The sequence below is a fragment of the Thauera aminoaromatica S2 genome, assembly GCF_000310185.1.
Taxonomy (GTDB): Bacteria; Pseudomonadota; Gammaproteobacteria; order Burkholderiales; family Rhodocyclaceae; genus Thauera; species Thauera aminoaromatica.
Genome location: NZ_AMXD01000015.1, coordinates 33,241 through 44,767, shown reverse-complemented (window position 1 = coordinate 44,767; position 11,527 = coordinate 33,241). Strand labels below are relative to the sequence as shown.

11 protein-coding genes are annotated in these 11,527 nt (G+C 67.9%); all 11 read right to left on the bottom strand.

Annotation, left to right across the window (positions count from 1 at the left end; genetic code table 11):
- The coding region (locus C665_RS04455) for an exonuclease domain-containing protein (RefSeq protein ID WP_004301133.1) at window positions 1–1,169 on the bottom strand (1,169 nt) is incomplete at its 3' end.
- 112 nt (window positions 1,170–1,281) lie between these two features.
- Entirely contained in the window at window positions 1,282–1,470 is a 189-nt protein-coding gene (locus tag C665_RS04450) for a DUF3460 family protein (protein ID WP_004301132.1), read from the bottom strand.
- Between the two features lie 87 nt (window positions 1,471–1,557).
- Window positions 1,558–3,765, bottom strand: a complete 2,208-nt coding sequence (locus C665_RS04445) for a RelA/SpoT family protein (protein ID WP_004301131.1) — start codon at window positions 3,763–3,765, stop codon at window positions 1,558–1,560.
- A 17-nt stretch (window positions 3,766–3,782) separates the two neighbouring features.
- Window positions 3,783–3,998 carry a DNA-directed RNA polymerase subunit omega gene (rpoZ, locus tag C665_RS04440; protein ID WP_004301130.1) on the bottom strand — a complete coding sequence of 72 codons (216 nt, stop codon included), beginning with the start codon at window positions 3,996–3,998 and terminating at the stop codon, window positions 3,783–3,785.
- A 2-nt stretch (window positions 3,999–4,000) separates the two neighbouring features.
- The gene (gene gmk / locus C665_RS04435; protein WP_004301129.1) at window positions 4,001–4,615 is read right to left on the bottom strand and encodes a guanylate kinase; all 615 of its coding nucleotides are present in this window, start codon (window positions 4,613–4,615) and stop codon (window positions 4,001–4,003) included.
- Window positions 4,616–4,747: 132 nt separating this feature from the next.
- On the bottom strand, window positions 4,748–6,076 hold the full coding sequence (locus C665_RS04430) for an ethylbenzene dehydrogenase-related protein (RefSeq protein ID WP_040828563.1): 1,329 nt from the start codon (window positions 6,074–6,076) through the stop codon (window positions 4,748–4,750).
- 882 nt (window positions 6,077–6,958) lie between these two features.
- On the bottom strand, window positions 6,959–7,609 hold the full coding sequence (locus tag C665_RS20485) for a hypothetical protein (RefSeq protein ID WP_004301126.1): 651 nt from the start codon (window positions 7,607–7,609) through the stop codon (window positions 6,959–6,961).
- Between the two features lie 14 nt (window positions 7,610–7,623).
- Complete coding sequence (locus tag C665_RS04420; RefSeq protein WP_004301123.1) at window positions 7,624–7,989, bottom strand: hypothetical protein; 366 nt, start codon at window positions 7,987–7,989, stop codon at window positions 7,624–7,626.
- A gap of 3 nt (window positions 7,990–7,992) precedes the next feature.
- On the bottom strand, window positions 7,993–8,469 hold the full coding sequence (locus C665_RS20625) for a hypothetical protein (protein WP_157277017.1): 477 nt from the start codon (window positions 8,467–8,469) through the stop codon (window positions 7,993–7,995).
- Between the two features lie 79 nt (window positions 8,470–8,548).
- Window positions 8,549–10,645, bottom strand: a complete 2,097-nt coding sequence (locus C665_RS04415) for a DUF927 domain-containing protein (RefSeq protein ID WP_245537141.1) — start codon at window positions 10,643–10,645, stop codon at window positions 8,549–8,551.
- On the bottom strand, window positions 10,638–11,525 hold the full coding sequence (locus C665_RS04410) for a toprim domain-containing protein (RefSeq protein ID WP_004301120.1): 888 nt from the start codon (window positions 11,523–11,525) through the stop codon (window positions 10,638–10,640). The genes C665_RS04415 and C665_RS04410 overlap by 8 nt, the downstream gene beginning before the upstream one ends.
- Window positions 11,526–11,527 lie beyond the last annotated feature (2 nt).

Below are 11,527 nucleotides of genomic sequence, written 5' to 3'. Positions count from 1 at the left end.
CCGGCGAGGCGGGCGTCGTGCTCCTCGGGCGTCTCGCGCCGCGCGCACACGCCCGCGCAGCGCCGCGCGGCGTACGCGGTGCAGGCGCCGTTGCCGCCCTCCAGGCCAAGCCTGCGCGGGCACAGCCGGTACAGCATCGCCAGCTCGCGCAGCAGGTTGTCGGCCTCGCGGCGGTTGCGGAACACGCCATGGAGGTCGTGCCAGTCCGCCGGGTCGGTGCCGGCGATCGCCACCGTCTCGTAGATCGGCGCGCGCCGCCGCCTGGGCAGCAGGCGCAGCGCGAAGGCGGCCTCGGCGGGCTCCTGCGGACGGTTGTACGGCGGTGCCAGCGCACGCAGCAGGGCGTTCTCGCGCAGCGAGGTGTCGAGCTCGCCGGCGGTCTCGATCCACTCCACCCGCTTCACCCGCGCCGCCAGCTCGGCGTCGCGCCCCTTGCGCGCACCCGCGCCGAAATGCTCGCGCACCCGCGCGCGCAGACTCTGCGCGCGCCCGACGAAGAGCGCCGGGTCGCGCGCGCCCGCAGGCGGTGGCTCGGGCTGGGCGTGGAAAAGATAGAGTCCGGGGGCGTCGGGCAGGGCCTCGAGCATGCCTTCGGGCAAGCCGGGCGGCTGCGTCGGCGCCTTCATCGCGCGTGCGGCTGCGCGCGCCAGCACCTCGGGCGCGAAGCCGGCCTCCAGCCCGCGCACGAACTGCCACAACACCTCGACGTCGCCCATCGCGCGGTGGCGCGCGGCGCAGACGAGGCCGTGGCGCTCGATCAGCGCATCCAGTCCATGGCGGTGGTGTTCGGGGTAGAGGGCGCGCGACAGCTTGACGGTGCACAGCACCGGCGCCTCGAACTCGCGACCGATGCGGGTGAAGGCGTTGCGGATGAAGCCGTAGTCGAAGCGCGCGCTGTGGGCGACGAAGACGCAGCCCTCGAGCAGCGCGGCGACCGTATCGGCCAACACCTCGAAGGCGGGCGCCTCGGCCACCATGGCGTCGGAGATGCCGGTGACCTCCTCGATCAGCGGCGGGATGGGCTGGCCGGGCGCGACCAGACTCTCCCAGCGCGCGACGACCTCGCCGTCCTCGACGCGCAGGATGGCGATCTCGGTGATGCGGTCGCGCACCGGGTGCGCGCCGGTGCTCTCGACATCGATGAAGGCGAGACGACTCGGCAGGCTCATGTCGGCCTGACGCGATGCCGGAGGCGAGCTTGCAACGGAGGGACGAGGCGCCGCGGCCGGAGCGGGCGGCGGCGCGAGCACAGCCGCGTCACCCCCGGCGCGTCATGCCGGATCAGTTGTTGATGTCGTAGTAGTAGGGCTTGACCGGCACGCGGGCGGCGGCGACGCGCTTCTGCTCCTCGACGCTCTGCGGCTTGTCCCACCACAGGGCACGGCCCTCTTTCTGCTCGTCGCGCTGCTCCGGGTGCTTCTCCATCCACTCGCGCATGAACTTGGTGTGATCGGATTCGTACATCGCCATGTCGGGTCCCCCGTGGGTTCACGTGCGGCGCCACAGAGGCGTCGCGGTCGGCGCGCATTCTAGCAGCGTCGGCGGACGGCGGGGTCCTCAGCCGACGCGGCCGTCGGCCTTGACGCGTCCGATGCGCACCACTTCCTGCACCCTGCGCACGCCGCGCATCACGCGCGCCAGGTGCATGCGGTCGTGCACCTGCACGGTGAAGTTGAGCGCGGTGTATTCGCCCTGTCCGCCATCCATGCTGACGCTCTGGATGTTGCTGTCCTCCTCGGCGATCGCACTCGCCACCCGCGCCAGCACGCCGCAGGCGTTGTGGCTGAGCACGCGGATGCCGACGTCGAACAGGCGGTCGTCGACCATGTGCTCCCACTCGACATCCACCCAGCGCCCGCGGTCGCCGCGCAGCTTGGCCACGTTGGGGCAGTCGTGGGTGTGGACTTCGAGGCCCTGGCCCTTGCGCAGGGTGCCGATGATCGGGTCCCCCGGGATGGGATGGCAGCAGCGTGCGAGCTGCACCGCCACACCTTCCGAGCCGCGGATGCTGATCGCCCCCGCCGGCTTGGGCTTGACCACGTCCGGGCGACCGGACTCGAGGTCCTGTGCCTCGGCGAGGCGGCGCGCGACGATGACCGGCAGGCGCTTGCCGAGCCCGAGGTCGGAGAAGACCTCCTTCTTGTGGCGCACGCCGCGGTCGCGCAGGAAGCGGTCCCAGGCGAAGCTGGAGATCTGCCCGAGGGTGAGCCCGTGCGGGCGCAGCGCCTGGTTGAGCAGGCGCTCGCCGAGCGTGACCGACTCGTCCTGCTGCGCGTTCTTCATGAAGTGGCGGATCTGCGCGCGCGCCTTGCCGGTGCGCGCGTAGGACAGCCAGGCCGGATTGGGGTTGGCGTGGGCCGCGGTGATGATCTCGACCTGGTCGCCATTGCGCAGCTCGCTGCGCAGCGGCATCAGGTCGCCGTTGATGCGGCAGGCAACGCAGCGATTGCCGACGTCGGTATGCACCGCGTAGGCGAAGTCGACCGGGGTCGAGCCCTTGGGCATGGAGAAGATCTTGCCCTTGGGCGAGAACACGTAGACCTCGCCGGGGAAGAGGTCGATCTTGACGTGCTCGAGGAACTCGGTGGCCTCGCCCGAGGCCGACTGCAGCTCGAGCAGGGACTGCAGCCAGGAGTGCGTCTTCTGCTGCAGCTCGGTGAGGGTCTTCTCGTCTTCCTTGTACAGCCAGTGCGAGGCCACGCCGGTCTCGGCGATGTGGTGCATCTCGCGGGTGCGGATCTGCACCTCGACCGGCATGCCGAAGGGACCGATCAGGGTGGTGTGCAGGCTCTGGTAGCCGTTGGCCTTGGGGATGGCCAGATAGTCCTTGAACTTGCCCGGCACCGGCTTGTACATCGAGTGCAACGCACCGAGCGCGAGGTAGCAGCTCGGCACGTCCTTGACGATGACGCGGAAGCCGTAGATGTCGAGCACCTGCGAGAAGGACAGGTGCTTCTCGACCATCTTGCGGTAGATGCCGTAGAGGTGCTTCTCGCGCCCCTGCACCTCGGCGGCGATGCCCCACTGCGGCAGGCGCTCCTCGATGCTGGCGAGGATCTTGCCGACCACCTCGCGGCGGTTGCCGCGCGCCGAGCGGATCGCCTTGGCGAGCACCTCGAAGCGCAGCGGGTACTTGTTGCGGAAGGACAGCTCCTGCAGCTCGCGGAAGAGGTCGTTGAGCCCGAGCCGGTTGGCGATCGGCGCGTAGATCTCGAGCGTCTCGTTGGCGATGCGGCGGCGCTTGGCCGGACGCATGTGGTCCAGCGTGCGCATGTTGTGCAGACGGTCGGCGAGCTTGATGAGGATGACGCGCAGGTCGCTCGCCATCGCCAGCAGCATCTTGCGGAAGTTCTCCGCCTGCGCCTCTTCCTGCGAGCGGAACTCGATCTTGTCGAGCTTGGAGAGGCCGTCGACGAGTTCGGCGGAGACCTTGCCGAAGCGCTCGGCGATCTCCGCCTTTGTGATGTGGGTGTCCTCCATCACGTCGTGGAGGAGCGCGGCGATCAGCGCCTGCGGGTCGAGGTGCCAGTCGGCGACCAGCGAACACACCGCCACCGGGTGGCTGACATAGGGCTCGCCGCTGACGCGGAACTGGCCGGCGTGGGCATCGGCGGAGAAGTGGTAGGCCGCCTCGACGCGGCCCACGTCCTCGGGCCGGAGGTAGGTCTGCAGCTTGGTCTTGAGCTGCTGGAAGTCGAGCGCGAGCACGCTCGACACCGGCGGGCGGAAGACTTCGGGGGCTGGGCCTGCTTCGGCGGCTTTCATGCAACCCCCGGGCGATTTCAGGCCTGGCCGCGGTTGAGCATCTCGAGGCCGACCTTGCCCGCTTCGATCTCGCGCAGCGCGATCACGGTCGGCTTGTCCCGGTCGAGCGGATCGACGTCGATCTGCGGCGTGCCGCCAGCGGTGAGCTGGCGGGCACGATAGGTCGCCGCCAGGGTGAGCTGGAAGCGGTTCGGGATCCTCTTGAGGCAGTCTTCTACGGTGATGCGGGCCATGTTCAATCCTGTTCGAGAAAGGCGAAGTACTCGGGATGCCGCTGGTGCTGCTTGGCGCAGCGCAAACGCGCGGCGCGCACCACGGCGACGAGGTCGTCGAGTGCGGCATCGATTTCGTCGTTGATTATAACGTAGTCGAATTCCGCGACATGGCGCATTTCCCCGCGCGCGCCGAGCAACCTGCGGCTGATGACCTCGTCGCTGTCGGTATTGCGACCGCGCAGGCGGGCCTCGAGTTCATCCATCGAGGGCGGCAGGATGAAGACCCCGACCGCGTCCGGGAAGTGCTTGCGCACCTGCTGCGCGCCCTGCCAGTCGATCTCGAGCAGGGTATCGCGCCCGGCCTCGACCTGCTGCTTGAGCCACACGCGCGAGGTGGCGTAGTAGTTGCCGTGCACCTCGGCCCATTCGAGGAACTCACCGCGGTCGCGCAAGGCACGGAAGGTGGGCACGTCGACGAAGTTGTACTCGCGCCCGTCCTGCTCGCCGGGGCGCGGCGCGCGCGTGGTGTAGGAGATCGACAGCTGCACGCGCGGGTCGCGCTGCAGCAGCCCGCGCACCAGGGTGGTCTTGCCGGCGCCCGAGGGCGCGGTGACGATGAAAAGGGTTCCGGCCATGGTCGTTGTCTCAGGGCCGGTGCAGCGCACCGGCAGAGGGATGGGAGGCGGCCGACGCAGCAGAACGGCCGCCGAGGGGAGCCGCCGGGCGGGCGGCAGCGTGCTGCAACCGCAAGCGTTGCCGGAAGGCGCTCACTCGAGCGCGACCGAGGAGATGGTGGCTTTCGTGCCGATCCCCAGGGTCAGCGGGAAGGACACATGATGGAAACGCGTTGTGACGTTGTCGTCATGAACGGCAAAGCCCACGTTGACGACGCCGCCCGGCTTCAGGGCCTTGTCATCGTCGGCATGCCCGGTGTCGAGCTTGCGCGTCCACAGCACCGTCCACTGGCCGTCCGCCCACTCGCCGCGGACGTCGGCATTGTCCGCCGCCGAACCGCTTGCGTCGGCGCGTGAGAGCAGGCGCCCGGGAAGGACGTCGCCCTTCTTCCAGCCCGCGGCCGGATCGTAGGCCACGGCGTTGTCTTCCCGGATCAGCGCGTGCGGCTTCGACGCGTTGCCGACATCCGCGAGCGCAAGCGCCTTCACACCGACTTTCGCAGGGTCGAACATGAACTTCGGCGTCATGGTCTTGCGGTCGACGTTCCAGCCGAACGGGCCCTTGCCGGCGTCGACGAGGCGATAGTCGAGCACGTAGCCATCGTCGGCCATGCCCACCGGATTGCTGCGATGACCGCGCCACTGCATCAGCTCGACGAAGGCGCCCGCCTCCTTGAGGCGGGCGATCTCCTCCGGCGCGCGGGTCTTGCCCCAGCTCGCCGCCTCGTCCGTGCGCGTGGCCGGCAGATACTTGCGCACGTCGCTTTCCTTGTGCGTCTGGCCGATCAGCGGATGAGCCTGGACCTGCTCCTTGGTCGGCTCTCCGGGCATGTCGCGCATGCCGGTGTGGCAGGTCAGCCAGCAGCCCTGGTTGGCGAACATCGGCACCTTGCCGTCGTCGATCATCACCGACAGGCGATCCTCGTAGAGCGGCGGCTGGGCGCCGCTGCGCACGGCTTCCTTCGAGCGCGGCCCGCCGATGAAGGCCCACTTCTCGCCGTCGTACATCATGTAGTCGTGCATCTGCCCGGCCCGCGCCATCTGCGTCTTCCACTGGAAGCGGAGGTACAGATTGGCGTCGTCATGGGCGGCCTGGACCTGGAGCGCGATCGCACCGACCTTGCCGGCGATCGGGACCGGTTCGTGCCGCCCGCCCTTGACGAGGGTGGCGCCGAGTTCGGCCTCCTCGCCCTCGTGGCAGGACAGACAGGCTTCGCCCGCCTTGACCTTGGCATTGGCACGCTTGTGCTCCGCGCTGCGCAGCCAGCCGTAATCGACCTGCCCGGGATAGAACAGCGTCACCGTCTGCACCGGGATGGCTGCCCAGTCAGCGGGAGCCGCGGCGAAGGCCGGTGTCGCTGCAGCAGCCACACAAGCGGCGAATGCTGCGGCGCCGGAAGCACTCCATGTCGATGTAGTCATCATTTCTCTCCGTCTGATCCGGGGACAAACATGCGCGGAGGCTGCCGGGCGCTGGCGATTGCAGCGCTGCCGTGCCCGCCCGCACAAGGGTCTCCAGGCCAGCCGGAAAAAACCTGAAGCGGCCGGGTGGAGGCCCTCTTGTTACCATGAACGGCACGTGCTCGATAGACCGGCACCCGGCCCTTCCACCTCCCCGCTCCCGGGGGCGGTCATTCCTCACTCGAGGTTCTGCACCTGTATATTCAGTGCAGCCTAGAAGCCTTGCCGATACTGGTTGCCTGCGGCTTTCTGCTCTTTTGGGTGCACTCTAGGGTGCACGGCTACCGGCCTCTTGCACCTTGAAGGCGAATTGTACGCAGCAGCAGCCATACAAAAAACCCATCTTGCTGGCGATTCTCGCGGCCCGGATCGGATCGCCATCGCGGCCCCAGCGCGTCGAGGTCGCCCGGCTCGGACTGAACCGCCCCTGAACCTGGATTTTTTCTCCGAATGAGGTGGGGCGCGGTTTCCGCCGTCCGCGATCTCAGAAGTTTCCGGCCCCCCCCTGCTGCGGCTTTCAATTTCGCGGGCGTGAAAATCCGAGCAGGGGCGCGGTACCCAGGCCGGTGTCGTCGAGAGATTCAGCCCGCCCCCTGGTCAGTCGCCACCAGAAACGACAAACCCGCCACGCGGGGGGTCTTGTTGCTGGCGCTGATCTTGGTCAGTCGGTTACGCTGTAACCGCAGCAGTGCGCCACCCATCGGGATTTGAAGCCCGGGCTGGCGGTCATCGGCTCAGATCATCTTCAGCGCCGCTTCCTGCTCTCGCAGCGCCCGACGTAGATCACGCAGCATGGCCCTCGTGCCGCCCTTGTCTGCGTTGCGACTGACGATCAACTTACCTTCATCCGTGCGCGGCCCCGTTGAGTTCTCCCACGGTCGCCATTGCCGGATCGCCGCCGCCTGTCGAGCACGATGCTCGGGTGTCCTGAAGTAGCTCATCCGCTTTGTGTCCTGATAGTTTGTTTTGCTCACCTTCGATTTCCCGCTTGCGCGATGTTGCCACCGCCCCGTTGTTGATCTGCTGCGGCCCGGTCGTCTGGTTGATCTGCTTGGCGGCGTAGATCACAGGCGGGTTCTTGATTTCGGCGAGCGCCTGCAATGTTGCCCGGCATTGCGACTGCGCACGCAGCGCCAGCCGCATGAAGGCTTCCACGTTCGGCATGTGTGATTGCTCCATCGCCCGTTCGGTCAGCCGTGCGAACAAGGTTTGCAGCGCCGTCGCCTGCGCCGCGAGCATCTGTTCGGCGTGCGCCATGTCGCCCTTGTTGATGGCCTCGCCCTGGTCTTTCAGCAGCCGGATCATGCTCGGGGTGTCGAGTTGATCCTTCAGTCCTGGTTGTTCGCAAGCAGACATGACGCGGAACGTGCTCACCTCGGGCGCGACCATCGCCTTCGCGTAGTTCCGGCGCGACTCGGCGGGGTCCTCCGATACGACCACTTGGATTTCCTTCCGAGGCTTCGGCATCGTCGGCGCGTCTTTTTTCTTGGTCATGGTGCGGTCCTCGATCAGTGCAGGCGATGCAGGTCGCGCACATCCTTCGTCTGGAGTACGTCACGCAGTCCTGCCGTCGCCGCATCGGCCTGGAGCATTGCCATCTGCCGCACCACCGCGTCCGCGTCCATGCCCAGCTTCGCCGCCAGCGCATCGAGGCTGTAGAACCTCTGCCCGCTGTCGTCGCAGGCGGTCGGCTCGGGGATCAGGCTCATGGTTCTCGCCATGTCGTGCATCTCAGCCAGGAACCAGTCAGGCGCGGTCGCTACCGCCAGCAGCCACAGCCGCCGCGTGATCGGATGATCGTCGCCCAGGCCCGCCGACGTGTCGCGGTACTGCGCCTTCAGCGCGGAGAACTCAGGGGGAAAGGTCTTGCTCATGGGTCATTCCTCGAAGGGGTGATAGCAGGCGCAGGTCGCGCCCATGTCGTCAGGCAGGCGGCGCAGCGGGTGATGCGCTCCATACGCCCCAGGAAGATCCTCGCGCCCACCGCCGCAGTAGCCCGCCGACAGGCCCGGCCTCTTGCGGTGCCGACACGTCGAGCAGCCCAGCACCGCCGATTCGCTGGCCGATTTGTGTGCACAAGGATGTGCGCTTTCGCGTGCACTTTGACGCGCACAGGCTTGGTCGAGCAGCGGTTCCGCCGCAACCGCATCGGGGCACGCGGCCAGCGCCTCGTCGTGGTCTACGGCAGGCGAGAACCACGCCTCCAGCGGATCGCGGTCGGCGTAGTGCAGCAGCCACCGGGTCGCCTGGATCGGCGGCGCGGTGTCGGTCGGCAGCGTTTCAGCGGAATCGCTCCCGTCTTTGCCTTTTTCTGCCGTTCCAGCCGTTCCAGCCGTTCCAGCCAGTGTTTGCAAGGGATTCGCTGGAACGTCTGCCGGAACGTCTGCCGTTCCAGCCGTTCCAGCGGCCCGGCTACGTCTGGCAAGCAGGTCATCAAGCCCCATTGCCCACCCCATGCAGCGCATCAGCCCGGACGGGATAGACGCGGACCTTGCGCCCGCCGATGCTCTCCGTTTTCGAGCGTTCGCCCGTCGCGCTCGCTTTGGGGACTACGCCCGCCGCCTCCAGCACGTCGAGCGCCCGTTTGAAGTCGAAGCCCTTCAGCGCCTCGCGCAGCCCATCCTTGTTGAACAGGAACAGCCGCCCGCCCGCGTCGTCAGGCTTCCACCAGCCCGCCCGGTCACGGATCGCCGCGCCGTCTGCCGTCCAGTCGGAGAACCGGCTATCCCCATGCCGTTCGAGGAACCCGGCCAGCTTGTCGAGGATTTGCCGCCGCTCGTCGTTGCCGCCGCCGCGCATGGATCGCCACGCCTGGAACCCGATCACCGCAGCGTCGAGCGCCGCACCTTCCGGCCAGCCGGTGATGCCGTACTCGGTCGCCAGTTCGCCCGCCAGCGCCAGCAGCGCAAAGCGGGAGGCGGCGCGCTTGTCTTGCCCTTCCGCTTTTGCCGGGTTGAAGTCAGGCAGCGCCTTGATGAGTTCGAGCCGTGTTGCCATGTCGCGCTCGTCGCGCGTCAGCCGTTCGAGGAACGCCCGCCCGGCCCGGCCATGATGTTGCGTCGCCGCCCGTTTGATCGCATCCGACAGCGCGGTGCCGCTCGCCATGCCGTGCAGCTCATCGAAGCAGCCGAAGTGCCGCGCCGCAGGGATGTCGAGCAGCCGCACAGCCTGCCCGGCCTTCGTCCGGTGCCCGCCTTCCATCATCGTCGTGCCGATGGTGCGCTCGCCCGTCGATACGATGAACGCCTGCCAGCGGGTCACGGATCGCGCAGCGCCGGTTCGGCTCGCCCGTTGCTTGCCGCGCCCGTTGCCCAGGGAATAGACGATTGCGCCCACCTCGCGGGGATCGCATTCGCTGATCTCGTCCAGCGCCAACAGACAATCGTTGAACAGCGCCGCCGCGCCTTCCATGCCGTTCGCGGTCGCTCGCCAGCTCCGTCGATACCCAGGCCCGCCCCAAACGGAACACGCGGCCTCAAGAATCGTCGTCTTGCCGGTCGAGGAATCGCCCACGAAATGCAGCCCACCGCCCTCGGTATTGGTGCGCTTGAGCAGCGGCCCCGCGAATGCGGCAGACAGCGCCAGCAGGAACAGCGGGTTCGCCACCGCCCGCGCCGCGATCTCAGCCTGCCACCCGTCGAGCGTTCCGGCCTGCCCATGCTCGTCGTGCGAGCGTTCGCCGCTCTGGAAAATCACGCCCGCCGCGTTCGGCCCGATCACCGCATCAGGCAGTACGAACACGTTGCCGCACCATCCGACTTGCAACGCGCACCGGATGCGCTTCTTCGGCGTGCGCTCTTGCAGGTAGCGTGCGAGCGTCTGGCGTGCCAGGGGATCAAGCTCCAGCCCCATCGCCAGCAGCTCGCCGCGCAGGTCGGAGCCGTCGCCCTTCAGCAGCTCCATCGGCATTGCCCACGAACGCCAGCGGCCCGCCGTGTTCTTGAAGCGCAGTAGCCGCCCGAAATTGTTCTCCGTGCCGTCGAAGGTCTGCGCCTCGATGTGCAGCGGCCCGCATACCCAGGTGTCGACGGGAACCGGCGTTTCCTCCTTCTTCGGCTTGCTCATGCCGTGCAGCCACACGCCCGGCCTCAGCTTCCGCCCGGTCTCGAGCAGCGTCCAGCGGTCGTACACCTTGAAGCAGGGGCGATCATCCTCTGGCACGGACGGAACCGCCGTTTCCTCGGCGTCGCCACCATCGCCAGCGGTCGCGGCCTCGATCAGATCGGCCAGCGCCGGAACGCCTGGAACGTCTGCCGTTCCGCCTGCCGTTCCGCTGGAACCCGCGCCGTTATTGGGCGGAACGTCTGGAACGTCTGGAACGTCGCCAAACGGATGAAGGCGGGAGGAATCCGCCGCTGCGCCCTGGTTCGCCCCCAGGTCGGAGAAATTTTTCAGCGAGCTATTGAGTTCATGTGCGTTCCGTTCCGCCGTTCCGGCCAGTATTGGCGCGGGATTCGGCTCGATCACCGGAACGGCTGCAACGTCTGCGCCGAAAAGATCGGCGGTCATGGTGTCGAGAATGTCACTCATGACGGCCACCTTTGCGGCGGAGCATCGCCACGTCGTTGAAGTCGCTCCCAGGTACGCCCTCGGGGAACTCCGGCAAGATCAGCTTCGCCCCGGTCGCCTTCGCCGCAGCGGTCGCGTAGGTCACGCCCGGATTGCCCTCGGTGTGGCGGTCGTTGTCCGCGCAGATCACCAGATCAGCACCAGCCCAGGCGGAGCGTGCCGCCGTCGCCATCGGCAGCAAGTTGCCCGCGTTCATCGCGCACAGCACCGGATGCCCGGCTTCCTCGTGCAGCGTTGCGCCGGTCGCCCAGCCTTCGCAGATCAGGATCGTTGCCGGGTCTCTCAGGTCGCCAAGCGGGGAGAACAGGCCACCGGCCCGGCCCGGCTTGAACCGCTTGCCGCCGTCCGCCTGGATGCGCTGCACGTTCCACAGCAGCCCGTAGCAGTCGAACAGCGGGACGATCAGCAGCCCGCCGCGCTGGCGCAGGTTGTGCGGCCTCACGCCCTTGCGGATCAGGTACGGGTGCGCCGGGTCAGCCGGAACCGCAGCGGCCCATTCGGCCCGCGCCTCAGTTGCCCGCGCTTCGTGCTCCGCCCGCCGCTCGGCTTGCGCCTTCAGCCGCGCCGCCTCGATCAGCCTGGAGAACGTCTCGCGCTCGGCATCAGACATGCGCTTGCCGTCCGCCGCCCACGTCGAGCGCAGGCCGGTTTTCCAGTTGCCGAACATGCCAGCGGGTCGCCCGTCGAGGTGCAGGACGAAGTAGCCATTGCGGGAACCGGGCTTGTCGCCCTGGACGTGGAAGCGGCGCAGTTGCCCGTCCGCTTCGATCACGTCAGGCGGCGTGATGCCCGCGTCACGCATGGCGTCGCGGAACTGGTCAATGGTGTCGTGAATGCTCATCG

Coding starts and splice junctions, on each gene's coding strand:
- C665_RS04450 (WP_004301132.1), bottom strand. CDS start 1,470: ATGGCGATGTACGAATCCGATCACACCAAGTTCATGCGCGAGTGGATG.
- C665_RS04445 (WP_004301131.1), bottom strand. CDS start 3,765: ATGAAAGCCGCCGAAGCAGGCCCAGCCCCCGAAGTCTTCCGCCCGCCG.
- rpoZ (WP_004301130.1), bottom strand. CDS start 3,998: ATGGCCCGCATCACCGTAGAAGACTGCCTCAAGAGGATCCCGAACCGC.
- gmk (WP_004301129.1), bottom strand. CDS start 4,615: ATGGCCGGAACCCTTTTCATCGTCACCGCGCCCTCGGGCGCCGGCAAG.
- C665_RS04430 (WP_040828563.1), bottom strand. CDS start 6,076: ATGACTACATCGACATGGAGTGCTTCCGGCGCCGCAGCATTCGCCGCT.
- C665_RS20485 (WP_004301126.1), bottom strand. CDS start 7,609: ATGACCAAGAAAAAAGACGCGCCGACGATGCCGAAGCCTCGGAAGGAA.
- C665_RS04420 (WP_004301123.1), bottom strand. CDS start 7,989: ATGAGCAAGACCTTTCCCCCTGAGTTCTCCGCGCTGAAGGCGCAGTAC.
- C665_RS04415 (WP_245537141.1), bottom strand. CDS start 10,645: ATGAGTGACATTCTCGACACCATGACCGCCGATCTTTTCGGCGCAGAC.
- C665_RS04410 (WP_004301120.1), bottom strand. CDS start 11,525: ATGAGCATTCACGACACCATTGACCAGTTCCGCGACGCCATGCGTGAC.